This window comes from Bacillus sp. FJAT-27986 (assembly GCF_001685035.1).
Classification (GTDB): Bacteria; Bacillota; Bacilli; order Bacillales; family Pradoshiaceae; genus Pradoshia.
The window spans coordinates 269,303-294,393 of the sequence record NZ_MAYV01000001.1; the positions used below are offsets into that span (position 1 = coordinate 269,303).

A 25,091-nucleotide genomic window follows, 5' to 3' on the forward strand; every position below is an offset into this window, starting at 1 on the left:
CCTCACACAAAATGTATGAGCAGGTAGGACAGGTTAGAACCGCAAGAATCCATAATTAGATATGAACATGATTAAAAGACTAGGAAACCAATGTCTCCTAGCCGACCAAGTCATGTTTATTTCTGTTCTGCTTTTTCTTTTTGTTCTTTTAGAACTGCTTTACGAGAAAGGTTGACTCTTCCTTGTCTGTCTATTTCAGTTACCTTAACAAGGATCTCATCACCAATTTTTACTACATCCTCGACTTTTCCTACACGTTCTTCTGCCAGTTCAGAAATGTGGACAAGACCATCTTTACCTTTGAAGATTTCAACGAAGCATCCAAATTTCTCAATACGTTTAACCGTACCAAGATAAATTTGGCCAACTTCAACTTCGCGTACCAAATCTTCAATAATCGTTTTAGCCTTTTCATTCATTTCCTGATCAGTGGATGCGATGTAGATTGTACCATCCTGCTCGATATCAATTTTTACACCGGTTTCTTCAATAATTTTATTGATTTGTTTTCCGCTTGGTCCAATAACGTCTCTGATTTTGTCAGGTTTAATAGCCATCGTTAAAATCTTAGGCGCATATTGAGAAAGATTTTTTCTTGGCTGCTCTAATGTGCTTGTAAGGTGATTCAGAATATGATTCCGGCCCTTTTGAGCTTGCATTAATGCTTCCTCTAAGATTTCACGAGTCAGACCTGCAATTTTTATGTCCATTTGAAGTGCAGTTACACCTTTTGCTGTACCTGCTACTTTAAAGTCCATATCTCCCAAGTGGTCTTCCATTCCTTGAATATCGGAAAGAACTGTATAATGTTCTCCCTTTTTAATAAGACCCATTGCAATTCCTGCTACCGGCGCTTTAATTGGAACACCCGCATCCATTAATGCCAATGTGCTTGCACAAATACTTGCCTGAGACGTAGAGCCATTAGATTCAAGTACTTCTGACACAAGACGAATAGTATATGGAAAATCATTTTCATTTGGAATAACCGGCTCAAGCGCTCTCTCACCTAATGCACCATGTCCGATTTCACGTCTGCCTGGTCCTCTGATAGGTCCAGTTTCACCAACGCTGAAATGCGGGAAATTATAATGATGCATGAAACGTTTAGACTCTTCAAGGCCAAGCCCGTCCAATATCTGAACATCTCCTAATGCACCCAGTGTAGCAATAGAAAGGGCTTGAGTTTGTCCACGAGTAAATAATCCGGAACCATGAGTACGAGGCAATAAGCCAACTTCAGAGGATAATGGACGAATTTCTTCAGGACTTCTTCCATCAGGGCGGATTTTCTCTTCCGTAATTAAACGGCGAACTTCATCCTTCACCAATTTACTCAAGATTTCATTTACTTGCTTAAGCTTTTCTTCATCAGCTTCTTTTTCTTCAAAGACAGCAACAACTTTTTCTCTTACTGCTTTGATTGCATCTTCACGAGCATGTTTTTCTTGAACTTGCACAGCAGTGTTCATTTCTTCTAAACACATACCTTTAACTTCCTCGATTAATTCTGCATCTAGCTCATAAAGAGTTATTTCACGTTTTTCTTTACCAACTGCAGCCACAATCTCATTTTGGAATGCAATCAGTTTCTTGATTTCATCATGTCCAAACATGATAGCTTCCAGCATGGTTTCTTCCGGCACTTCCTGTGCTCCTGCTTCAACCATGTTAATAGCATCCATTGTTCCTGCAACAGTTAAATGAATATCACTGTTTTCAAGTTGTTCGATCGTTGGATTAATGACAAACTTACCATCAACGCGACCTACAATAACACCGGCAATTGGTCCTTCAAACGGGATATCAGAAACACAAAGTGCCAATGAGGATCCGAACATAGCTGCCATTTCAGTTGGGCAGTTTTGATCTACACTAAGAACCATACTGACTACTTGTACATCATTACGGAACCCATCTGCGAACAGCGGGCGAATTGGACGGTCGATTAGACGACTTGTAAGTACCGCTTTTTCACTTGGTCTACCCTCACGTTTAATGAACCCTCCAGGGATTTTACCTACTGCGTATAATTTTTCTTCATAGCTTACAGTTAATGGGAAGAAATCTAAATTCTTCGGTTCCTTTGAAGCTACAGCTGTACTTAATACGGCTGAATCGCCATAGCGAATCAAAGCAGCACCATTAGCTTGCTTTGCTAATTGGCCGATTTCAACCGTTAATGGACGTCCTGCCCAATCTAAAGAAAATGTGCGTTTTGTTTGCTCCATTTCTTCATTGCTCCTCTCTACTTACAATAATCTTACAAAATTTATCCTGTTTCTCATCATTTTGACAAGATCTGTTGGATTTCAATCAAATTAATATTAGTATACTCCATAGTTGTCGAGTTAAAAAGCGACATTACCCTTTAACTTTCCTCTTTCTCCTCTATGTATAACAAAAAAGCGGGAAAAATCCCGCTTTTTCTGAGTAGTTTATCGACGTAAACCAAGCTTGTTGATTAATTCGCGATAACGAGTAACGTCTTTATTACGCAGGTAAGTAAGTAAGTTACGACGTTTACCTACCATTTTCAAAAGACCGCGACGTGAGTGGTGATCTTTCTTGTGAGTGCGTAAGTGTTCGTTAAGTGTGTTGATTTGTTCAGTAAGGACAGCGATCTGAACTTCTGGAGAACCAGTGTCGCTCTCATGAGTTTTATACTCATTAATGATCTCATTTTTACGCTCTTGCGTTAATGCCATCCTAATTCACCTCCTAAAATTTTCAAAATCCCCTATTCCTGAGCGAACGTTGGTGATGCGCTTAGCCAAGGAAAGGTTCTTTTCATACGATATTAAGAATACTACTTCTCGGTTAAAAAAGCAAGTACTTAATTCACTCCAAAATATTCTATTGCGAATTGTTTATCTTTTTCAAGCTGAGTAACCAATTGTTCCACAGAGCTGAATTTCTGTTCACTCCGTATGCGTTTATGCCACTCTACCACAACTCTCTCTTGATAGATATCAGCCTCAAAATCTAATAGATGTACTTCTATAGTGGGAATCTCTTCTTTTTCCGTATGAAAAGTAGGTTTATAGCCTACATTACATATACCATTATACCAATTACCTCGTACTTTCATACGTACGCAATAAACTCCGGTACCAGGAAGATAATAATCGGGGTCCACTTCTATATTGGCAGTAGGAAACCCTAATAACCTCCCGCGTTTCTCTCCATCTACAATACATCCTTTAACAGTGAAATACCTGCTTAATAATTGATTAATTGTTTCAGTATGGCCGTTAATTAATTCCTCTCGAATACGAGTGGAACTGATTTTTTCCTCTCCAATATCTTGCTTTGACACGGTTGTTACATCAAACATACCCTTTGCATGGTGCGGAAGAGTTTCCATAGTTCCTCTTCCGTATTGTCCATATGAATAATCAAAGCCGGCAACCACATGCTGAATATGCAATGAAATCAAATAATCATCCACAAATTTTTGTGGTGAAAGACTTGAAAAATCAGGTGTGAATTGGACAATAAAAAGATAATCCAACCCTATGTTCTTCATTAATTCAATTTTATCCTGCAATGGTGTTAAAAGCCTCACGTGCTTTATATGTTTATTCAAAATGACAGATGGGTGAGGATCAAATGTCATCACCGCTGTTGCCAGCCCTTTTTCTTCACCAATTTGTTTTACCGTTTCAATAACCTTTTGATGGCCAATATGAACGCCATCAAAATAACCAAGAGCTACTGCTATTGGCGGAAAGTCCCCCCGCTTATAGTCATGGGGATGTGTAATATTGATTATTTTCATCTCTATTCCCCTCTAATTTCAATCTCCATCCATATCATACTATATAAATGGAATAACTTTAACCGGTTTACACAATCCTTTTTTCTCTGGATGATGCTGATAAATTGCCATTAGTTCTTCTTGTTCATTAAAAATAGCAAAAGGACTCTCCGTATTTTCAGCAGATAGGTTGTCAGAGGTCAGTACAGCACCATTACGGACTTTTTCTGCAATTTCACTGGAAACCTTAATAATCGGCAGATTGGGAACACCTTCTTCTATAGGCTTCAGTACGTCGCTTACAGTGCCCTTCTCCGCATGTAAAGCCAGCTGTTCAAGTGTAATTGCCTCCTCAAGGGTGAAAGCCGCTGAGCGTGACCTGATGAGCTTAGACATATGGGCTGGATAACCTAATTGGTCACCTATCATGCAGGAGAGCGTTCTGATATACGTTCCTTTCCCACATGAGACACGAAAAGAAAACGAAATGGATTCACCTTCAAATAGTTCTCTATCGTCCAAAAGTTCAATTTCATAAATATTCACCTTACGCGAGGGGATGTCTACCTTTTCTCCCTTTAATGCGTACTCATACAAGCGCTTTCCATTTACTTTAACAGCTGAGTAGATTGGAGGTGTTTGAACAATCGTTCCTGTGAGCGAGTTCAAAATCTCGATAATCTTAGTACGTTTTATCGGCTTCTCAATTACCTTCTTATCCACCATGTCGCCCGAAGCATCTTCTGTGGTTGTGGACCAGCCAATAGTCACTTCACCTATGTATTCTTTACCAGCATCCGTTATGTACTCCGCAACTCTGGTTGCTTTTCCAAGACATATAGGCAGTACACCTGTGACATCCGGATCCAACGTTCCTGTATGTCCGACTTTTTTCATCCTCAGTATTTTTCTGACTTTCATAATACAGTCATGAGAAGTAAATCCTGCCGGTTTATTGAGAATCAGGATTCCATTTAACTCTTCCATCACTATCACCCTGTTCTCCTAATTTTTTATATAAAAAGGGGATAGACATAACGTCTATCCTAGTCCTTATTCATTGGGTTCTTTATTTTCCTGATGAATTTGATGCAATAGATTTTCAATTCTGTTTCCATAGTCAATCGACTCATCAAATTCAAAAATAATTTCCGGAGTTTTTCGTAATCGAATACGCTGGCCCAGCTCAGAACGAATAAATCCAGTAGCTTTAGCAAGACCTTTAAGTGTATCTTCTCTTTTTTCGGCATCACCGAGAACCGATATATAGACTTTGGCTTGCTGAAGGTCTCCAGAAACTTCAACATCTGTGACAGTCACAAATCCAACTCGTGGATCTTTGATTTTTCTGCCAAGTATATCACTGAGTTCTTTTTTCATTTGCTCTCCCACACGGGTAGCTCTAAGGCTCATATTTTTCACCTCTTTTAAAGCCATTCTATATTTGTCGCAATACTCTCCAATTCAGGAAAAGAATCGAGGTAGGATAATGCTTTTTGCAATTCCCTTTCAGAACTGGTTCTGGACGACGAGACAACCACGATTGCGATAACCGTGCGTTGCCACATGTCCTGATAGTCAACCTCTGCGACAGAAACATTAAATTTTTGTTTTAATCGCGTCATAACGCGCTGCAGAACCGCTCTTTTTTCCTTTAAGGATTGAGCATTAGGAATCAAACATTCACATTCTGCCGCAGCAATCATGCTCTTTTAATTTCTTCCATTACATATGCTTCGATAACATCGCCTTCTTTAATATCATTAAAGTTTTTGATCGTTATTCCGCATTCGTAGCCTTGAGCTACTTCTTTCACGTCATCTTTGAAGCGTTTAAGTGTATCCAGTTCACCTTCAAAGATTACGATGCCTTCACGGATTAGACGGATTCCACTGTTACGTGTAATCTTACCATCTGTTACATAGCTTCCTGCAATTGTTCCTACTTTGGAAATTTTGATGGTTTGACGAACTTCAGCCTGACCGATTACTTTCTCCTCATACTCAGGATCAAGCATCCCTTTCATCGCTGCTTCGATTTCTTCGATTGCTTTATAGATAATTCTGTGCAGACGTACATCTACTTTTTCAGCTTCAGCAGCACGCTTAGCATTAACATCCGGACGCACGTTGAAACCAATTACAATTGCATTAGAGGCAGTCGCTAAAATAATATCGGATTCAGTAATTGCACCAACACCCGCATGAATAATTTTAACTTTTACGCCTTCAACCTCAATTTTTTGCAAGGAAGCAGCTACCGCTTCAACAGAACCTTGAACATCACCTTTTACAATGATATTAATTTCTTTTACTTCCCCTTGTTTTAATTGATCAAACAAGTTTTCAAGTGTTACACGGGAGCTTTCATTACGTGAAGCTAAGATATGTCTTTGAGCACGAGCTTCCCCAACCTGGCGTGCTGTTTTTTCATCTTCAAATACAACGAAGCGATCGCCTGCCTGAGGCACCTCGTTTAATCCGGTAATTTCAATCGGAGTGGATGGACCCGCTTCTTTAACACGGCGGCCTAAATCATTTACCATCGCACGTACTTTACCAAAAGTATCTCCAACAACAATTGGATCTCCTATACGCAGTGTTCCATTTTGAACAAGTAAAGTAGCGACAGATCCACGTCCTTTATCCAATTCCGCTTCAATAACCGTACCAATGGCTTTACGTTTAGGATTTGCCTTATATTCATTTACTTCACTTACAAGTAAAATCATTTCAAGCAATGTCTCGATACCTTCACCTTTTTTCGCAGACATTGGTACAAAAATAGTATCCCCGCCCCACTCTTCTGGTACCAGGCCATTTTCAACCAATTCCTGTTTTACGCGATCAGGATTAGCTCCTTCTTTATCCATCTTGTTAACTGCCACAATAATTGGAACCTCTGCTGCTTTAGCATGGTTAATCGCTTCAACTGTTTGTGGCATTACTCCATCGTCAGCAGCTACAACGATAATTGTAATATCCGTTACTTGAGCACCACGCGCACGCATTGTAGTGAAGGCAGCATGTCCCGGTGTATCAAGGAACGTGATTTTCTTACCATCTACCTCAACTTGATAAGCACCGATATGCTGCGTAATTCCGCCTGCTTCGCCTTCAGTAACTTTTGTATTTCTGATTGCATCCAGCAATGTTGTTTTACCATGGTCAACGTGACCCATAATCGTAACTACTGCCGGTCTTTCCACTGTATTTTCATCTGGATTTTCATCATCCGCAATGACAGCTTCAAGATCTGTTACATCAATTTTAATGATTTCTTCTACTTCTACGCCATAATCAGCACAAATAAGTTCAATTGCATCTTTATCTAATTCTGCATTAATCGTTGCCATGACTCCAAGCATAAATAGTTTTTTAATAATTTCACTTGGTTCACGATAAATCTTTTTACTTAACTCCTGCACAGACAGAGATTCGGTGAATGTGATTTTCTCCGGTAATTCTCTTTCTTTTCTAGGTGTTGGTTGATAAGTTGACTTACTTTGATGACGTTGGTTATTTTTTTTATTTCGATTATTTCTGAAGTTACCTCTTTTTTGATTATCTTGCACGCTTTTTTTCCCTTCATTACCCTTAGATGCCGGTTTATTCTTTGTATTTTGATTAGTTCCCTGGTTATTCCTAGTTGCTGTTACACCAGGATTAGGTCTTGCGGAACTTTGAGATTGCCTTGAAGCTTGCTGGCCACCTCTTTGCTGGTTACTATTTGTTTGCTGTTTTTGTTGTTGCCCGTTTATATTTCCTCGGTTTTGGTTCTGGTTCTGATTTTGACTAGTTCTAGTTTGGTTAGTATTTTGAGGTTTCTCGGTATTTATCTTTTCCGATTTAGGATTAAACAGTTTTTCTAATTTTTCTACTGCCTGATCCTCTAGAGCCGTCATATGATTATTGACGTCAATCCCCATATCTTTAAGTTTATTAATTACCACTTTACTAGAAACATTGTTCTTCTTCGCATATTCATATACACGTACTTTACCCATTCCTTCACCCCCGAATTAGTTAATCGAGCAAGGAGATTAATTTCTTTGCAAATCCATCATCAAGTACAGCGACTACCACTCTTGAATCCTTGCCTATTGCTTGACCAAGCACGGTTCGGTTTTCAACTCGGCATATCTGTACTTTGTAAAAATGACATTTGTCGGTGATTTTCTTTTCCGTATTTAAAGAAGCATCTTTTGATAATAAAACTATTTTCGCTCGACGAGAGCGTATTTCTTTTATAACCAATTCTTCCCCGGAAATAACTTTTCTCGCTCGATATGCGAGTCCCAAAAGGGACATCCATTGTTTTTGCATCATGGTCGTGATTTGTTCTCCTTAGCAGCCAGCTTTAAAAGTTCTTCGTATATAGAAGAATCTACATCTGCCTCCAGATGATTAGATAGGCTATTCTTCTTTTTGGCAGCGTTAATGGCTTCCTCAGATAGGCTCAAATAGGCCCCGCGGCCTGATTTCTTGCCGGTCGGATCTATTGAAACCTCTCCTTCCTTGGAGCGAACAATCCGGATCATTTCTTTTTTTGGTTTCATTTCACCGGTGCCGATACATTTTCTCAGCGGTACTTTCTTTCGGTTGTTCACCATTTTCACCTCACCAATAGGATCATTCTTCTGTTTCATCATCGAGTCCGAAAGTAAAGCCTTTAAATTCGAGCTCGTCTTCATCACTTTCTTCAGTCAGGCGATTAACAGGATAGATTCCCGCTTCACGCGCATCTGTTTCACTCTTAATATCTATCTTCCACCCAGTAAGCTTTGCAGCAAGGCGAGCATTTTGCCCACGTTTACCAATTGCCAGGGAAAGCTGATAGTCAGGTACAATAACTGTTGTTGCCTTCTCTTCTTCATTCACAATGACTTCAAGTACTTTTGAAGGACTTAAAGCATTAGCTACGAAAACAACAGGGTCATCTGACCATTTTACGATATCAATTTTTTCGCCTTTTAGTTCGTTTACAATCGCTTGAACACGTTGGCCTTTAGGACCTACACAAGCACCTACCGGATCCACCTCATGATTATCAGTATGAACTGATATTTTTGAGCGGTCTCCTGCTTCACGGGCAACAGATTTAATTTCAACTGTGCCGTCAAAAATCTCAGGCACCTCAAGTTCAAATAATCTCTTTAAAAGGCCCGGATGTGTACGTGAAACGAAAATTTGCGGCCCTTTTGAAGTTTTTTCTACTTTTGTTAGAAATACTTTATAACGTTCATGCGGTTGATAGGATTCATTCGGCATCTGCTCATTGGCTGGAAGCAATGCTTCTGTTTTACCGAGAGCTACATATATATATTTAGAATCACGGCGTTGGACAATTCCAGTCATAATGTCTTCTTCACGGTCAATAAATTCATTGTATACAATGCCTCTTTCAGCTTCACGTACACGTTGAGTTACAACTTGCTTAGCTGTTTGAGCTGCGATACGACCAAAGTTTTTTGGTGTAACTTCAAGCTCCAGAACATCTTCTACTTCATAGTTTGGATTGATGCTTTTTGCTTCTTCCAAAGAGATCTCAAGGCGGGAATCAAAAACTTCATCAACAATTTCTTTACGAGCAAATACACGCATGGATCCATTCACCAAATTAAAATCCACACGGACATTTTGAGCCTGATTAAAATTTCTCTTATAGGCTGATACAAGAGCGGCTTCAATCGCCTCTACGAGCACATCCCTTGAAATTCCTTTTTCCTTTTCTAAAATGGTCAGTGCATCGAGTAATTCATTACTCATTTTACTAATCCCCTCCTTACAATCTTAAACCCTTATGAAAAACTAATCGCTAATCTTGCCTTGGCAATCTTATCATAAGGAATAGTTATTTCCTTTTTACGTGTTTTAATTTTAATTTCGATTATAACGGTGTCACCATCAAAATCTTTTAAGATACCTTCAAACTCTTTTTCATTATCAATCGGTTCATATGTTTTAATATGTACATTTTTACCGACTGCCTTCATAAAATCGCTATCTTTTTTTAATGGGCGTTCAGCACCTGGAGAAGAAACCTCCAGGAAATAGTTATTGGAAATTGGATCTTTTTCATCGAGCTTCTCGCTCAACCTTTCAGAAACAATACCGCATTCTTCAATGTCCACACCGTTTTCCTTATCGATATACACTCTAAGGAACCAGTTTCTGCCCTCTTTTACATACTCTACTTCAACGAGCTCGAGGTTTAATTCTTCGAGGATCGGGGCAGCCATTTCCTCGACAATCTCAGTGACTTTCTTGCTCATGCTTTCACTCCTTTACGTCTATGTAAACGACTGAATATCATCCTAATACAAACGAAAGAGTGGGTTTCCCCACTCTTTAGCACATACGTATCAGCAGTAATTCTTACTTGAATATAACATAAAGAGTTGGTTTTTGCAAATTAGCGATTCTGTATCAGAATAAAGAAAGTTGGTTTTGATCAGGCATATCGCCCAAGCAACCGTGATTATCCAAGTATTCTAATATAGTTTTGGAAACTTTGCCTCTTTGCTGCAAATCTTCTTTAGATAAAAATTCGCCGTTTTCTCTAGCTTTCACAATATTGAAAGCCGCATTCGTTCCAAGTCCTGGGATTGAATTGAACGGTGGAATTAAAGTATTTCCGTCAATAATAAATTCATTTGCACTGGATCGATATAAATCAACTTTTTGGAAGCTATATCCTCGCTCACACATTTCAAGTGCTATTTCAAGAACAGTCATCAAGTTTTTCTCTTTAGTAGAGGCTTCGAGACCTTTTTGATTGATTTCATCAATGCGGGAACGAATCATTTCTGATCCTTTCACCATCGCATCAAGGTCAAAATCATCTGCACGAACCGTGAAATAAGCTGCGTAGTACAGGAGTGCATGGTGCACTTTAAAATAAGCAATTCGGACAGCCATTAATACATATGCTGCCGCATGGGCTTTCGGGAACATATATTTAATCTTTTTACATGAGCCAATATACCATCCTGGTACATTGTTCTTCAGCATTTCTTCTTCCATTTCCTCAGAGAGCCCTTTCCCCTTACGGACAGACTCCATAATTTTGAAGGCAAGTGATGGATCAAGACCCTGATAAATTAAATACACCATAATATCATCACGACAGCCAATTACCTGGCTTAGATTACAAATATTATCCTGAATCAATTCCTGTGCATTGCCCAGCCACACATCTGTACCGTGTGAGAGCCCGGATATTTGAACAAGCTCTGCAAAAGTGGTTGGCTTAGTATCCTCAAGCATTTGCCTTACAAAACGAGTACCAAATTCGGGTACACCCAGTGTACCTGTTTTGCAATTGATTTGTTCTGCAGTAACACCAAGTACTTCCGGTGTACTGAAAATCTTCATGACTTCAGGATCGTCTGTAGGAATCGTTTTTGGATCTATTCCGCTTAAATCCTGTAGCATCCGGATTACAGTTGGATCATCATGACCCAGAATATCAAGCTTCAAAATATTATCATGGATGGAATGGAAGTCGAAGTGAGTCGTTTTCCATTCAGAGTCACTCGCATCAGCCGGGAACTGGATAGGCGAGAAATCATAAATATCCATATAATCAGGAACTACAATAATTCCGCCCGGATGCTGCCCGGTTGTACGCTTAACACCTGTACATCCACTTACTAAACGATCTGTTTCTGCTGAACGGAAATGAAGATTATTTTCCTGGGCATATCCTCTAACATATCCATATGCCGTTTTTTCAGCTACCGTACCAATCGTTCCTGCTCGATATACATAATCTTCACCAAACAGGACTTTTGTGTAATTATGAGCCTGCGGCTGATATTCACCCGAGAAGTTTAAGTCAATATCTGGAACTTTGTCCCCCTTGAAGCCAAGGAATGTTTCAAACGGAATATCATGTCCATCTTTCACATAGCTTACAGCGCAGTCCGGACAATCCTTATCTGGGAGGTCAAAACCTGACCCGACCGATCCATCATTAAAGAATTCAGACTTCTTGCACTTCGGACATACATAATGGGGAGGCAATGGATTCACTTCCGTTATTTCAGTCATCGTTGCCACAAAGGATGAACCTACGGAACCACGGGATCCAACCAAGTATCCATCATCAAGTGATTTCTTAACCAGCTTATGCGAAATTAAGTAAATAACCGCAAATCCATGACCAATGATACTCTTCAATTCTTTTTCAAGACGAGCTTCCACGATCTCCGGCAAATTTTCACCGTAGATCATCCGTGCTCTTGTATAGCTCATTTCCCGAATATCCTCTTCAGCACCCTCGATTTTCGGTGTATATAAATCATCTTTAATCGGTTTGATTTCATCAATTAAATCGGCAATTTTATTGGTGTTTGTTACAACAATTTCTTTTGCTTTTTCTTGCCCAAGGAACGAGAAGCAATTCATCATCTCATCTGTTGTACGGAAATGTACATCAGGCAAGCTGTGGCGATTTAGAGGGTTTGCTCCCCCTTGTGAATTGATTAATATTTTTCGATAGATTTTATCATTTGGATTCAGGTAATGAACATTGCCTGTCGCCACAACTGGTTTGTTTAATTTCTCTCCCAGCTTTACAATATTGGCGATTATAGATTCAAGAGCCTTATCGCTTTGAACCAGTTCCATTTCGATAAGAGGAGCGTAAACTTCTTTTGGATGCACCTCAAGATAATCATAGAATTCAGCGACATCCTCTGCCTCTTCAAATGATTTTTGCATCATATTTTCAAATACTTCGCCGCGATCACAGCCGGATCCAACCAAAATCCCTTCTCGATATTGCATAAGGACGGATCTTGGAATCCTTGGGACACGGTAAAAATAATCAATATGAGCAATGGAAACAAGCTTAAATAAATTCTTTAAACCTTCCTGTGTTTGCGCGAGTAATGTGCAATGATACGGACGCGCTCTCTGGAATGCCTTTCCTTTTCCCATATTGTCATTTAATTGATTATGATTCGTAATGCCTTTTTCATTGGCATCCTTTAACATTTTCATTAACAAATGACCGGTTGTTTCAGCATCATAAATCGCACGGTGATGCTGAACAAGCTCAACATCAAATTTTTTCGCCAAATTATTCAGGCGGTGATTTTTCAAATCCGGATAGAGGAAACGAGCCAGCTCCAATGTATCTATGACCGGGTTGGTGGCTTTACCAAACCCAAGCTTTTTATAACCCATATTCAAGAAGCCCATATCAAAGCTCGCGTTATGCGCAACAAAAATTGCATCCTCAGACCAATCCCTGAACTTCGTCAAAACTTCATCGACTTCAGGAGCATTCTCTACAAGGTCATCGGTAATCCCTGTTAAATTAATGGTTGTAGATGATAATTTATGATGTGGATTGGCAAAAGACTCAAAGCGATCAATAATCTCACCATTTTTCATCTTAACTGCCGCAAGCTCGATAATGGTGTCATATATGGCAGAAAGTCCTGTTGTTTCCACGTCAAATACAACATATGTGCTTTCTTCCAAATTTAAATCTGCCGTATTGTAAGCAATCGGCACGCCATCATCCACTAAATTTACTTCTACGCCATATAAGATTTTAATATTATTTTTCTTTCCGGCAGCGTAAGCCTCAGGGAATGACTGTGCGACCGCATGATCTGTTATAGCAATCGCTTTATGTCCCCACTTAGCTGCCTGGGACACTAGTGTAGAGACAGGTGTAACAGCGTCCATTTGGCTCATTGGTGTATGCAAATGTAATTCAACACGCTTTTCATCTTCGGGTGCTGTATCCTTACGATTTTTACCTGCTATTTCATTAATATCATTTGCAATCATTACTAAGTCACGGACGAATGTATCATTTTGTACACTTCCTTGTACACGTACCCACATACCTTTTTTCACACGTGCCAATTGGCTTGCGTCTTCTCTGTCGCGTGAGAACATTTTAACAAGAATGCTATTTGTATAATCCGTAATTTTAAAGGTTAATAAGGTGCGTCCGCTCTTTAACTCTCTTGTTTCAGCATCGAAGACATACCCTTCAACGGCAATTCGACGTTCTTCTTCAACTATCTCATCAAGTGTCTTAAAATCAGCATCCGGCTTGATTTTGTACCCGATAACCAATGGGCCTTCAGGTACTCCGCCATCATCCTTAGCCTCTGCGGCCTTCTTCATATCCTGAACTGCCTGCAGAGCTTTTTCTTCATCTTCTATTTGCTTTTGCTTTTTAAATGTCTCCATTGCCTCACTGTATGCATCTTTATCTACAATGGCATCGAGCTGCAATGGCGGAAAACCAAAACGCTGATAAACTTCTGAAATTAAGCCGGTATATTTCCGTTTAAGCTGGCCGGCCTCTGCATCGTTACGAGCAGTTACAATCAGCTTATTCCCTTCAACCTTTGGAGCTTGTCCATGCAATAATTCCAGAATTGCCGGAGAAATTCCATCGATTTCGCTAATACAGTTTTTCCAATAATCCGTAATCAATTCATTCGTGATGAGTGGATTCCTAACCTCAACTGAATACCCGACAGTGGCTATTGGAGAAAAGACCTGCATTAATTGTGTCGTAAATCTGGTCCAAATACTGCAAGGAATTATATGTTCAAATCTGAAAAAGAAATGCCATTTGCGGGCAACTTTTTCAATGATTACTTTATCGATTTCCGCATTAGAAAAATGCACAACAACCGCATCTTCCGTCAGCTGAAGTTGCTGGAGCAACGTTCTGAATTTATCTTGTTTAATACGAGAATTCTCTTCCATTTCTATCTCTCCCAAACGTCATTCTCCTTTTCCGTCTTGTAATTATAACACAACTCTTTTTTATTCAAATCCCTTCTTGCAAAGATTAATGTTTTCATCAATTCAGAAAACACCTTTAGCCATACTTATTAAAAACCGGTGTTGGGAGTAAAAAGCATTATCCAAACCTTAAAACAACTATCAAAAAAAATCGGCACGTAAAAAACAAGCTCTCCCCATTGCAAAAGGGAGAGCTTGTACTTTAATATTTTACAGGATTTCGTTTAATCGACCAGCAAGATCAGTAACAGGCACTTCAAAACTTTCCCCTGTTCGTCTCACTTTAACTTCTACGATTCCTTCGGCAGCTTTTTTACCAACTGTGACTCGAACAGGTAGTCCAATTAAATCAGAATCAGCAAATTTAACACCTGCACGTTCATTACGGTCATCCATTAATACATCATATCCAGCTTGCATAAGCTCGTCATATAATTTCTCACCTAGATTCCGTTGATTTTCATCCTTCATATTAACTGGAATAAGATGCACTTGATATGGAGCTATATTAGCAGGCCACATTAAACCTTTTTCATCATTAAATTGCTCAGCAATCGCCGCAACGGTTCTGGATACTCCAATTCCATAGCAACCCATAATCATCGGCTGACTGCGACCATTTTCATCCAAGTACGTACCGTTCATTGCTTCACTGTATCGTGTTCCTAACTTAAATACATGACCCACTTCTATTCCTTTAGCAAACTGAATGGTGCCTTTTCCATCTGGAGAAGCATCACCAGCCTGTATAAAACGAAGATCTTCATATTTCACATTAGTAAAATCACGGTCAGGATTTACATTAATGTAATGTATCCCTTCTTCATTGGCTCCACAAACCGCATTTTCCAAAACTTCAACAGCGAAATCAGCAATAATTGTCACGCGGTTTTCATCCACTCCAATTGGTCCAATAGAACCAACGCTGCAATTCAGTATATCCTGTGTCTCCTCCGGACTTGCAGGTTCAACGATTGTAGCATTAAAGATATTTTTTAGTTTAATATCATTTAATTCATGATCTCCTCTGATCAATACAAGCACAAACTGATCGTCCACTTTCCAAAGAAGTGATTTAATACACTTATCATTAGTTGTATTTAAATATCTTGATACTTCTTCGATTGTTTTTTGATCAGGTGTTGATACTTTAGTCAGTTCTTTAAGCTCTTCACCTGTTTTTACAGCCGTGTTAACAACAGGTGCCATTTCAATATTAGCTGCAAAGTCAGATGTATCCGAATAAGCGATTGTGTCCTCACCTATTTCAGAAAGCACCATAAATTCATGTGTATCTTTTCCGCCCATAGCTCCAGAATCTGCTATAACCGCTCTGAAATCAAGACCACAACGGCTGAAAATATTGGAATAGGCTGTAAAGATACGATCATACACTTCATCCAGGCTTTCCTGGCTGGAATGGAATGAATACGCATCCTTCATAATAAATTCACGGCCGCGAAGCAAACCGAAACGGGGACGCTTCTCATCGCGGAATTTTGTTTGAATTTGATAAAGAGTTAGAGGTAAACGCTTGTATGATTTCACCTCATCACGAAGTAAGCTTGTAATGACTTCTTCATGGGTTGGTCCCATTGCAAATTCACGATTATGGCGGTCATTCATTCTCATTAACTCAGGACCATAAGAATACCATCTGCCGGATTCCTGCCATAGCTCTGCCTGCTGCAGTGTCGGCATTAGTAATTCTACCGCCCCTGCGCGCTCCATTTCTTCTCGAATAATTTTTTCAACATTTTGAATTACTTTTAAACCAAGTGGAAGATAACTATATATTCCACTTGCATTTTGGCGCATAAATCCGGCACGAAGCAATAATTGATGACTTTTTACTTCAGCGTCTGATGGCACCTCTCTTAATGTTGGAATCATCGTCATACTTTGTCTCATATCTATTCACCTTTCTATCCAAATCACTTTACTTAATGTATAGCAGGAGCTTAACACGTGTTTAACCCCTGCTACTGACTATTTTAAAAGAAAAATCGCTGTATATCATTCCAGGTGACGACGATCATTAATAGCATCAATAAGGCAAATCCAATAAAATGGAACATACCTTCCTTTTGCTTATCAACCGGTTTCCCTCTAATTGCTTCAATTGCAAAGAATAACAGCCTTCCCCCATCCAACGCGGGCAACGGCAAGAGATTCATAATCCCAAGGTTAATACTTAAGACCCCTGCCCATTTTATCAAGTAAAAAATACCTGATTTTGCTACCTCTTCTGTGGAAACATATATACCCACAGGACCCGATAATGCATCTATGGAGAATCCTCCTGTGATTAAATCACCAAGTACAATGAAAATTTGTTTAGTCCATAAATACGTTTCCGTAAATCCATAACCAATCGCTTTGATAAAGGATTTCTCCGTCGGAGCATAGACCCCTATGATTCCCCGTTTGCCGGCTGAATCATCCACCAATTTAGGTGTGACATTTATCTCCTTATTTTGGCCATCACGTTCAACCTCAAAAGTCAGTTGATTATTGGCATTCTTTTGAATAGTTGATTGAATATCACTCCATGAATCAACTTTTTCGCCATTAATGGAGTGTACGATATCTCCTGCCTTAAGGCCAGAGCTAATAGCAGGTCCATCTTCTGTCAGTTTGCCAAGCTTCGGCTCATCGACCACAACACCTTGGGCAATCCCAATAATCATGAATAACAGAGCCGCTAAAACAAAATTCATCATCGGTCCCGCAAAGATTGCCATCGCTCTTTGTGGTAATGTTTTAGAATTAAACTGGCGGTCATATGGTGCAATTTGAAGCTCAAGGCCATCTTCTACCATTACCGCTTTTGGATGAACCTTAAAGGTTTGGATAGTTTCATCATTTCCATCTTCATATCCACGGATGATTAACTGATGATCCAAATCCGCTTGTTCCACTTCAATAATTCTTGCTTCAGGATATTTATCCTTGTTAGTGACAATGATTTTGTTAATTTCCTGATTTTCGTTAAATAGTACCCCAATTCGGTAGCCTGGTTTCAACTCAACTGTTTCTGCGTCTTCACCAGCCATCCGTACAAAGCCTCCTAGCGGAAGTAAACGAATGGTATAGACCGTTTCATTCTTTTTTATGGTGAAGATTTTCGGACCCATACCGATGGCAAACTCTCGACAGAGTATACCAGCTCTTTTTGCAAAGATTAAGTGGCCTAATTCATGAAAAAACACTAATCCTCCAAAAATAAGTATAAACGCTAATATTGTTTCCACTTAATCGACCATCCCTTTTAATATAGTGACTCGATATACCTTCTTGTCTCCTGATCGACTTCCTGTATAGTCTCGAGTTCAGGATTTTTGATTAGCTGATGACGCTCCATAGCTTTTTCCACCAGTGCCTCAATTTCCAAGAATGGAATCTTGCCCTGTAAGAACAATTCGACAGCCACCTCATTGGCAGCATTTAAAACAGTCGGCATTGATCCGCCAATTCTTCCGGCATTATAAGCGTATTGTAAACATGGATAGCGGTCAAAGTCCATCTTTTTAAAATGTAAAGTTGCCGCTTCTGCTAAATTAAGTCTCTTTGAAGAGATAAGCGGTAACCGATCCGGATAAGAAAGAGCATATTGGATAGGAACACGCATATCTGGGGTCCCTAGCTGTGCCATCACACTTGAATCGTGGAATTCCACCATGGAATGGATGATGCTTTCCTGGTGCAATAGGACATCAATCTGGTCATATGGCAAATTAAACAGCCAATGGGCTTCAATCACTTCAAGTCCCTTATTCATCATTGTGGCAGAATCTATTGTTATTTTTGCGCCCATGGACCAATTAGGATGATTGAGTGCATCCTTTACTGTAACATTCTTTAACTCATCTCTTGTTCGGTCTCTGAAGCTTCCGCCAGATGCTGTGATAATCAAGCGTTCAATATTTTTAGCCTTTTCACCCTGTAATGCCTGGAATATAGCAGAATGCTCACTGTCAACCGGCAGTATAGGCGTTTGAAACCTCTTGGCAGCCTCCATAACTAAATGTCCGGCTGTCACCAATGTTTCCTTATTAGCAAGGGCAATTTGTTTACCAGCTTCCATTGCCTGCATGGTAGGAATTAAACCAATGCTTCCCATCACGGCATTCACTACAATATCTCCATTTACATAAGTAGCTGCCTCTATTAAGCCGTCATGTCCGTATACAATTTTCTTACCCGGATATTCCGTCTTGAGTCTTTCTGCATCTTCTTTTAGCTGTACACAAATCAGCTCGGGCTGGAATTCCTGAATGATTTTCCGAATTCCGTCCACATTTCTTCCGCCTGAAACAGCTGTTAATTTAAATTCCTCTGGATGATTGCGTACAATATCTATCGTTTGCATACCGATAGACCCTGTAGCCCCTAATAAAATGATCCTTTTCAAATTAAAGCTCCTCCCCCAGCAATTGTATAGTTACGTTTAAAAAATGAAGAAATGCAATATGGGAAGAATAAAAATCAAACTATCAAATCTGTCCAAAATTCCTCCATGTCCCGGTAAGATATTACCGGAATCCTTAACACCATAATGCCTTTTATATGCAGATTGTACAAGATCACCCAACTGCCCAAAAATCGAAATTAATAATGCCATTATAATCAGCTTACTTATATTGTAGTCCAAATTAGAGAAAAAATAGAACAGAATTGCAACAACTAATGCACTTCCAACTCCACCAAGGAATCCTTCTACAGTTTTATTTGGACTGATTTCCGGCCATAGCTTACGTTTTCCTATAGATCGCCCTACAAAATAGGCACCTGAATCAGTAACCCATATCGTAATTAATACAAAAAGTATTGTTAAGAGGCCGTTTTCAACATCTCTTGTCCCAAAAAAGTAATAAAAAGCTACACCTATGTATAGAGAAGACAACAATAGAAAAGCCGCATCATCAAACGTAAAAGCATTTTTAGAAATTACCGTAATCACTAATAACAAAAATGCAATGATAATAACTATATCCATTTTATCGTATTGAATCATATCAAAGAAACTACTGTAACGATCAGGTATCAATAAAACCCATACTAATAAAAACGATAGTAACGATGATATCGTCATTAGCGGCATTTTCTTCATCTTAAGTAGTTCATATAATCCAATTGTCGCCATCGCATAGATTAAAATAAGAAACGGAATATTTCCATAAATTAATATCGGTAAAAATAATGCAATCGCGACTATCGCAGTAATGATTCTTTGTTTCATCCTAAAACCCCTGCCTTCCTCATTATACGCCGCCGTATCTTCTCGATCTGCCTTGGAATTCTTCAATCGCATTGAGCAATTCATGGTCATTGAAGTCCGGCCACAATACATCTGTAAAATAAAACTCCGTATAGGCTAATTGCCATAACATAAAGTTGCTTAGTCGAATTTCGCCGCTCGTTCTGATTAATAAGTCCGGATCCATCAGCTGATTGGTCATCAAATACTCAGAGAATCGTTCTTCTGTCAAATCGCTTTCTTCCAAACGACCATCTTTCATATCAGCTGCAGCTTTTTTTACACCTTCGAGGATTTCTGCACGGCTTCCATAATTAAGAGCGAAATTTAAAATTAGACCATCATTATCTTTAGTTTGATCTAATGCTGTAGTGACTGCATTGACAGTATGCAAAGGCAGCCTCTTTTGATCACCCATAATTTGCACCTTAACATTTTCCTCCATTAATTCCGGCAAAAACGTTCCTAGAAATTCTTCGGGTAATTTTAACAAATAATCTACTTCATCTTTTGGACGTTTCCAATTCTCAGTAGAAAAGGCATAAACCGTTAACACCTTAGCTCCCAATTCATTAGCTAATTTAGTCGTTTTACGCACGACCTTCATACCCTCATGATGTCCCGCTACTCTTGGCAGTGCTCTTTTTCTTGCCCACCGGCCATTCCCATCCATAATAATGGCAATATGGTCTGGTATTTTATTTTGTTTTACCTTTTCTATTCTTTCTGGTATAGAATACTGTTTCCCTTTTTTCTTAACTATCTTCCATCCAAACATTATTTTTCCTCCAAAAGGAATTAATCTTCCCTGCTTATGTATATTTGATCATTTAGCCTTAGTACAAATTCCATAACCTATCATACCACATTTAATTGTCACAAACATTTCTGTTTGTATGTTTGTTTCCTGGCAGCTTTATGGATTTCTAACAGTTAACCTTTTTAGACACACTGTATGATTCTGTTATTAAATAATTTCGTCACCTAATACGTACTAGGTGTAACAAAAAAACCCCTTTAGATAAAAGGGGCTTTATGATATAAAAATCAAACTTCCATGATTTCCTTTTCTTTATCTTTAGCAAGAGCATCGATTTTCGCGATATGATCATCCGTCATTTTTTGAACGTCATCAGAATATCCACGAAGTGCATCTTCTGTAATTTCCCCGTTTTTCTCTAGCTTTTTAAGGTCATCATTACCATCACGGCGTACATTACGAATCGCAACTTTCGCTTCTTCAGCTTCCTTCTTCACTTGTTTAACAAGGTCACGACGACGTTCTTCGGTTAGTGCAGGAACACTTAAACGAATAATATTACCATCGTTCACTGGGTTAAGTCCAAGATCAGATTTCAGAATTGCCTTTTCAATATCACCAAGAATGGTTTTGTCATAAGGTGTAATAACCAGCATACGAGCTTCCGGAACGTTGATTGACCCAAGCTGATTTACAGGTGTAGGTGCTCCATAATAATTTACAGTCAATCTGTCTAAAAGGGATGCACTAGCACGACCTGCACGGATAGAGGCTAATTCTCTGGAGAATGCCTGAATTCCTTTATTCATCTTTTCCTTCGTATTGTCTATAACTTGTTTTGCCATTATTCTTTCCCCCTAACAATAGTACCTATAGTTTCACCCATAACGGCACGTTTAATATTTCCTTCTTCCATTATTGAGAAGACAATTAGTGGAATGTCATTATCCATACATAAAGATGATGCTGTGGAGTCCATTACAGATAAACCATCCTTAATTAAATCAAGATAAGAAAGTTTATCATATTTAACGGCAGTGCTATCTAATACAGGGTCTGCACTATATACACCATCAACATTATTTTTACCCATAAGAATGACATCTGCTTCTATTTCGGCAGCCCGTAAAGCTGCTGTCGTATCTGTAGAGAAATACGGATTTCCAGTACCTGCAGCAAAGATAACCACACGTGTTTTCTCTAAATGGCGGATTGCTCTGCGACGGATATAAGGCTCAGCTACTTGTCTCATTTCAATAGATGTTTGGACACGTGTCTCAATCCCTTGTTGTTCCAAACTATCCTGAAGCGCAAGTGAATTCATGACTGTTGCAAGCATTCCCATATAATCGGCAGTTGCACGGTCCATTCCAAGTTCACTGCCTGTTTTACCGCGCCAAATATTTCCGCCACCAACCACTACTGCGACTTCTACACCAAGCTCCGCAACTTCTTTCACTTGTTTAGCAACTGAAAAAATTATGGTTGGGTCAATCCCAAATCCTTGAGCACCGGCAAGTGCCTCTCCACTTAACTTTAATACAACTCTTTTATACTTTACGCTGCTCATAGTAACCTCCACCGTCATTAGTTATCGATCTATCACAAGCTTTAATAGTCGATATCCTCATCTAATACTCTGTTTATTTTAAGGAAATGTATTCTTGAAAAATAGGGAACACAACGTGTCCCCTATTTTTATGCTATACACATGTAATTAGATTAGTCTTTTTTAATTTGGCTCATTACTTCTTCAGCGAAGTTATCTTGTTTCTTCTCGATACCTTCTCCTACTTCGTAACGTACGAACTCAACGATTGTAGCGCCATTTGCTTGTACAAATTGACCAACTTTTTGATCTGGATTTTTAACGAATGTTTGATCCAGTACACAAATTTCTTCAAAATATTTACCTAGACGGCCTTCAACCATTTTCGCAACGATTTTTTCAGGTTTTCCTTCGTTTAATGCTTGTTGTGTTAGAACTTGACGCTCATGTTCAACTTCTTCAGCAGTAACTTGGTCACGTGATACGTATTTAGGGTTTAAAGCAGCGATGTGCATAGAAACATCTTTCGCAACCGCTTCTTCAGTTGTACCTTCAACGATAGTTAATACGCTGATACGTCCGCCTTGGTGGATGTAAGCTCCGAAAGCTCCGTTTTCAGGTTTTGTTTTGATTTCAAAACGACGAAGAGTGATGCGCTCACCAATTTTTGCAATAGCAGCATTAATGTGGTCAGCAACAGTTGCACCGTTAGTCATTGTTTGAGTTAAAGCTTCCTCAACATTTGCAGGTTCATTTGTTAAAAGATGTGCAGCCAATTCTTTTACAAGAGTTTGGAATGCTTCATTTTTAGCAACGAAATCTGTTTCAGCATTTACTTCAAGGATAACTGCTTTATCGCCTTCAACAACGATAGAAGTTAAACCTTCAGCAGCAATACGATCGCCTTTTTTAGCCGCTTTCGCAATACCTTTTTCACGAAGGTAATCGATTGCTTTATCCATGTCACCGCTTGTTTCTTGTAGTGCTTTTTTGCAGTCCATCATACCTGCACCAGTTTTTTCACGTAATTCTTTAACCATTTGAGCAGTAATAGCCATTTGGTCTTCCTCCTTTATATCATCCGATAAAATCAGTATGTAGCAGTGTGCGAATCCGTATACACCACTCTATTTTATTTCAAAAAAAGGTGATAAAAGGCACTGTCCTCTTATCACCTTTAAAAAATCAATTAAGCATTTTCAACTGTAGTTGCTTCTTCTGCTTCAACAGTTTCTTCAACTACTGTTTCTTCTGCAACTGGAGCTGTTTCTTCACCTTGTTTACCTTCAAGGATAGCATCAGCCATTTTACCAGTAAGCAATTTAACAGCACGGATTGCATCATCGTTTGCAGGGATTACATAATCGATTTCATCCGGATCACAGTTTGTATCAACGATACCTACGATTGGAATATTCAATTTATGAGCTTCCGCAACAGCGATACGCTCTTTACGTGGGTCAATGATGAACAATGCATCAGGGATTTGTTTCATATCCTTGATACCGCCTAAGAATTTTTCAAGACGCTCTTGTTCTTTTTTCAATTGAATAACTTCTTTTTTAGGAAGAACTTCAAACGTTCCGTTTTCTTCCATTTTTTCGATTTCTTTAAGACGTGCAATACGTTTTTGAATTGTTACGAAGTTTGTTAATGTACCACCTAACCAACGTTGGTTAACATAGTACATACCAGCACGGCCAGCTTCTTCTTTTACAGAATCTTGAGCTTGCTTTTTAGTACCAACGAAAAGCATAGTACCGCCATCAGCAGCCAAGTCTCTTACGAAGTTATAAGCTTCTTCTACTTTTTTAACCGTTTTTTGAAGGTCAATAATGTAGATACCATTACGCTCCGTGAAAATATATTTTTTCATTTTTGGGTTCCAACGACGAGTTTGGTGCCCGAAGTGTACACCTGCTTCAAGCAGTTGTTTCATTGAAATTACAGACATGTTTGTTCCTCCTATGTTTTGTTTTTCCTCCGCTCAAATCATTTTCAGGCTGAAACTGTAGGTTTACAGCACGATCAGTCCAAATCCTCAAGCGTGTGTATTAACACCATGTCATAATATAGCATAATCTCAGCATACAATCAAGTCTTTTTACTTTACTTTTGATTTAATTTAAATAAAAGGTCAATTTCTGTTTTGCCACGGCCCATTTTTTTTGCAATTTCCTCAATTGTTTTCCCTTGATTCTTCATATTCTGGGCCTCAGCCAATATAGGGACTCGTTCTAAATCTTGGTCGATAACATCTGATTCCGTTTTTTCTTCCTTAAGATGATTCGTAACGGATTGCCGGCTCGTATTTTCGTAGGCATTCCGTGCACTCTGCTGTCTATATCCATTTGGTAACCCTGTCATAGTGTGATCTATTTTCTCTTCTTGATCAGATAGCTTTCGAGGTCCTTCAGTGCGTGATATCTTACCAGTATCACCCACAAACAACTGTTTAATTTCATCGTTTTCTTCCTTCATTTCGATTATAAACGTATGGATTAGTTCCTCAACTTCTTTTTGATATTCTTTACATTCCTTCTCGAATTGAATAAGACGATTCTGCCTCAAATAAAGGATAACAATTGCTAAAACAGCCACCATATTGACCATGATGCTTACTATGAGTATAAATGTCATTTTGTCTCCTCTTACCCCGAAAAATCTATTCTCTTTCCCTTATAAGGTTGGGTTTCTGCTTGCGAAAAGGCAGAATGATTTTTAGTAGATTCATCATTCTGCCGCCGTTTTTCCTGCTGCCGGCCCTTGGAATGATTATTCCAATCAACCGAGCTATTCTTTTCTTGCCTAAGTACTGTTTCATTTTTTGCTCTTGTACTCTTTTTTTCCTGTTCGGAAGCATGCTCAATCAGTTGTTGACTACGATTCTGCAACAGCTCCTGGATTTTACCTGCATCCTGCGTTCTGGGTATTGCAACTTGCAATTCAATCGCTTTTAAACTCATGATTCATTG

23 protein-coding genes are annotated in these 25,091 nt (G+C 39.1%); all 23 read right to left on the reverse strand.

Translation table 11 applies throughout. The features are described 5' to 3' along the window. Nucleotides 1–116: 116 nt before the first annotated feature. A complete protein-coding gene (gene pnp / locus A8L44_RS01210) occupies nt 117–2,231 on the reverse strand; it encodes a polyribonucleotide nucleotidyltransferase (protein WP_066100333.1) in 2,115 nt (704 codons plus the stop codon). 207 nt (nt 2,232–2,438) lie between these two features. Further along, a complete protein-coding gene (rpsO, locus tag A8L44_RS01215; protein ID WP_066100335.1) occupies nt 2,439–2,708 on the reverse strand; it encodes a 30S ribosomal protein S15 in 270 nt (89 codons plus the stop codon). A gap of 128 nt (nt 2,709–2,836) precedes the next feature. Continuing rightward, nucleotides 2,837–3,781, reverse strand: coding sequence for a bifunctional riboflavin kinase/FAD synthetase (gene ribF / locus A8L44_RS01220; RefSeq protein ID WP_066100336.1), 945 nt, complete (start codon nt 3,779–3,781; stop codon nt 2,837–2,839). A gap of 39 nt (nt 3,782–3,820) precedes the next feature. Then, the gene (gene truB / locus A8L44_RS01225; protein WP_066102266.1) at nt 3,821–4,747 is read right to left on the reverse strand and encodes a tRNA pseudouridine(55) synthase TruB; all 927 of its coding nucleotides are present in this window, start codon (nt 4,745–4,747) and stop codon (nt 3,821–3,823) included. A 66-nt stretch (nt 4,748–4,813) separates the two neighbouring features. After that, nucleotides 4,814–5,173 (reverse strand): 30S ribosome-binding factor RbfA, encoded by a 360-nt coding sequence (rbfA, locus tag A8L44_RS01230; RefSeq protein ID WP_066102267.1) that lies wholly within the window; start codon nt 5,171–5,173, stop codon nt 4,814–4,816. A 14-nt stretch (nt 5,174–5,187) separates the two neighbouring features. After that, a complete protein-coding gene (locus A8L44_RS01235) occupies nt 5,188–5,466 on the reverse strand; it encodes a DUF503 domain-containing protein (RefSeq protein ID WP_066100337.1) in 279 nt (92 codons plus the stop codon). Continuing rightward, nucleotides 5,463–7,766, reverse strand: coding sequence for a translation initiation factor IF-2 (gene infB / locus A8L44_RS01240; RefSeq protein WP_066100338.1), 2,304 nt, complete (start codon nt 7,764–7,766; stop codon nt 5,463–5,465). Before infB ends, A8L44_RS01235 begins: the two co-directional genes overlap by 4 nt. Before the next feature lie 19 nt (nt 7,767–7,785). Then, entirely contained in the window at nt 7,786–8,088 is a 303-nt protein-coding gene (locus A8L44_RS01245) for a YlxQ family RNA-binding protein (protein ID WP_066100341.1), read from the reverse strand. Next, nucleotides 8,085–8,408: an RNase P modulator RnpM gene (rnpM, locus tag A8L44_RS01250; protein WP_302621333.1), complete on the reverse strand. Its 324-nt coding sequence runs from the start codon at nt 8,406–8,408 to the stop codon at nt 8,085–8,087. Before rnpM ends, A8L44_RS01245 begins: the two co-directional genes overlap by 4 nt. After that, complete coding sequence (gene nusA / locus A8L44_RS01255; protein ID WP_066100344.1) at nt 8,392–9,528, reverse strand: transcription termination factor NusA; 1,137 nt, start codon at nt 9,526–9,528, stop codon at nt 8,392–8,394. The genes rnpM and nusA overlap by 17 nt, the downstream gene beginning before the upstream one ends. Nucleotides 9,529–9,560: 32 nt before the next feature. Then, complete coding sequence (gene rimP, locus A8L44_RS01260) at nt 9,561–10,034, reverse strand: ribosome maturation factor RimP (RefSeq protein WP_066100348.1); 474 nt, start codon at nt 10,032–10,034, stop codon at nt 9,561–9,563. Between the two features lie 154 nt (nt 10,035–10,188). After that, a complete protein-coding gene (locus tag A8L44_RS01265; protein ID WP_066102272.1) occupies nt 10,189–14,508 on the reverse strand; it encodes a PolC-type DNA polymerase III in 4,320 nt (1,439 codons plus the stop codon). A gap of 249 nt (nt 14,509–14,757) precedes the next feature. Continuing rightward, the gene (locus A8L44_RS01270) at nt 14,758–16,458 is read right to left on the reverse strand and encodes a proline--tRNA ligase (RefSeq protein ID WP_066100351.1); all 1,701 of its coding nucleotides are present in this window, start codon (nt 16,456–16,458) and stop codon (nt 14,758–14,760) included. Between the two features lie 83 nt (nt 16,459–16,541). After that, on the reverse strand, nt 16,542–17,801 hold the full coding sequence (gene rseP / locus A8L44_RS01275; protein ID WP_066100352.1) for an RIP metalloprotease RseP: 1,260 nt from the start codon (nt 17,799–17,801) through the stop codon (nt 16,542–16,544). Nucleotides 17,802–17,818: 17 nt separating this feature from the next. Continuing rightward, entirely contained in the window at nt 17,819–18,961 is a 1,143-nt protein-coding gene (dxr, locus tag A8L44_RS01280; RefSeq protein ID WP_066100355.1) for a 1-deoxy-D-xylulose-5-phosphate reductoisomerase, read from the reverse strand. 36 nt (nt 18,962–18,997) lie between these two features. Next, on the reverse strand, nt 18,998–19,789 hold the full coding sequence (locus A8L44_RS01285) for a phosphatidate cytidylyltransferase (RefSeq protein ID WP_066100358.1): 792 nt from the start codon (nt 19,787–19,789) through the stop codon (nt 18,998–19,000). A gap of 22 nt (nt 19,790–19,811) precedes the next feature. Next, complete coding sequence (locus A8L44_RS01290) at nt 19,812–20,585, reverse strand: isoprenyl transferase (protein ID WP_066100360.1); 774 nt, start codon at nt 20,583–20,585, stop codon at nt 19,812–19,814. 269 nt (nt 20,586–20,854) lie between these two features. After that, entirely contained in the window at nt 20,855–21,412 is a 558-nt protein-coding gene (gene frr, locus A8L44_RS01295; protein ID WP_066100363.1) for a ribosome recycling factor, read from the reverse strand. After that, entirely contained in the window at nt 21,412–22,137 is a 726-nt protein-coding gene (gene pyrH, locus A8L44_RS01300; protein WP_066100364.1) for a UMP kinase, read from the reverse strand. The genes frr and pyrH overlap by 1 nt, the downstream gene beginning before the upstream one ends. 152 nt (nt 22,138–22,289) lie before the next feature. Beyond that, entirely contained in the window at nt 22,290–23,174 is an 885-nt protein-coding gene (gene tsf, locus A8L44_RS01305; RefSeq protein ID WP_066100367.1) for a translation elongation factor Ts, read from the reverse strand. Between the two features lie 131 nt (nt 23,175–23,305). Further along, nucleotides 23,306–24,070 (reverse strand): 30S ribosomal protein S2, encoded by a 765-nt coding sequence (gene rpsB, locus A8L44_RS01310; protein WP_066100370.1) that lies wholly within the window; start codon nt 24,068–24,070, stop codon nt 23,306–23,308. A 155-nt stretch (nt 24,071–24,225) separates the two neighbouring features. Continuing rightward, the gene (locus A8L44_RS01315) at nt 24,226–24,756 is read right to left on the reverse strand and encodes a hypothetical protein (RefSeq protein ID WP_066100372.1); all 531 of its coding nucleotides are present in this window, start codon (nt 24,754–24,756) and stop codon (nt 24,226–24,228) included. Nucleotides 24,757–24,767: 11 nt separating this feature from the next. Continuing rightward, nucleotides 24,768–25,082 carry a hypothetical protein gene (locus tag A8L44_RS01320; RefSeq protein ID WP_066100375.1) on the reverse strand — a complete coding sequence of 105 codons (315 nt, stop codon included), beginning with the start codon at nt 25,080–25,082 and terminating at the stop codon, nt 24,768–24,770. Nucleotides 25,083–25,091: the final 9 nt, after the last annotated feature.

Excerpts from the sequence above, each read along its gene's own strand:
- A8L44_RS01265 (WP_066102272.1), bottom strand. The coding sequence starts at position 14,508 with ATGGAAGAGAATTCTCGTATTAAACAAGATAAATTCAGAACGTTGCTC.
- rnpM (WP_302621333.1), bottom strand. The coding sequence starts at position 8,408 with ATGAAACAGAAGAATGATCCTATTGGTGAGGTGAAAATGGTGAACAAC.
- A8L44_RS01315 (WP_066100372.1), bottom strand. The coding sequence starts at position 24,756 with ATGACATTTATACTCATAGTAAGCATCATGGTCAATATGGTGGCTGTT.
- rpsO (WP_066100335.1), bottom strand. The coding sequence starts at position 2,708 with ATGGCATTAACGCAAGAGCGTAAAAATGAGATCATTAATGAGTATAAA.
- infB (WP_066100338.1), bottom strand. The coding sequence starts at position 7,766 with ATGGGTAAAGTACGTGTATATGAATATGCGAAGAAGAACAATGTTTCT.
- pyrH (WP_066100364.1), bottom strand. The coding sequence starts at position 22,137 with ATGAGCAGCGTAAAGTATAAAAGAGTTGTATTAAAGTTAAGTGGAGAG.
- A8L44_RS01270 (WP_066100351.1), bottom strand. The coding sequence starts at position 16,458 with ATGAGACAAAGTATGACGATGATTCCAACATTAAGAGAGGTGCCATCA.
- pnp (WP_066100333.1), bottom strand. The coding sequence starts at position 2,231 with ATGGAGCAAACAAAACGCACATTTTCTTTAGATTGGGCAGGACGTCCA.
- rpsB (WP_066100370.1), bottom strand. The coding sequence starts at position 24,070 with ATGTCTGTAATTTCAATGAAACAACTGCTTGAAGCAGGTGTACACTTC.
- rbfA (WP_066102267.1), bottom strand. The coding sequence starts at position 5,173 with ATGAGCCTTAGAGCTACCCGTGTGGGAGAGCAAATGAAAAAAGAACTC.
- A8L44_RS01320 (WP_066100375.1), bottom strand. The coding sequence starts at position 25,082 with ATGAGTTTAAAAGCGATTGAATTGCAAGTTGCAATACCCAGAACGCAG.
- truB (WP_066102266.1), bottom strand. The coding sequence starts at position 4,747 with ATGGAAGAGTTAAATGGAATCCTGATTCTCAATAAACCGGCAGGATTT.
- ribF (WP_066100336.1), bottom strand. The coding sequence starts at position 3,781 with ATGAAAATAATCAATATTACACATCCCCATGACTATAAGCGGGGGGAC.
- nusA (WP_066100344.1), bottom strand. The coding sequence starts at position 9,528 with ATGAGTAATGAATTACTCGATGCACTGACCATTTTAGAAAAGGAAAAA.
- frr (WP_066100363.1), bottom strand. The coding sequence starts at position 21,412 with ATGGCAAAACAAGTTATAGACAATACGAAGGAAAAGATGAATAAAGGA.
- A8L44_RS01285 (WP_066100358.1), bottom strand. The coding sequence starts at position 19,789 with ATGAAACAAAGAATCATTACTGCGATAGTCGCGATTGCATTATTTTTA.
- A8L44_RS01235 (WP_066100337.1), bottom strand. The coding sequence starts at position 5,466 with ATGATTGCTGCGGCAGAATGTGAATGTTTGATTCCTAATGCTCAATCC.
- rimP (WP_066100348.1), bottom strand. The coding sequence starts at position 10,034 with ATGAGCAAGAAAGTCACTGAGATTGTCGAGGAAATGGCTGCCCCGATC.
- tsf (WP_066100367.1), bottom strand. The coding sequence starts at position 23,174 with ATGGCTATTACTGCTCAAATGGTTAAAGAATTACGTGAAAAAACTGGT.
- A8L44_RS01245 (WP_066100341.1), bottom strand. The coding sequence starts at position 8,088 with ATGATGCAAAAACAATGGATGTCCCTTTTGGGACTCGCATATCGAGCG.
- A8L44_RS01290 (WP_066100360.1), bottom strand. The coding sequence starts at position 20,585 with ATGTTTGGATGGAAGATAGTTAAGAAAAAAGGGAAACAGTATTCTATA.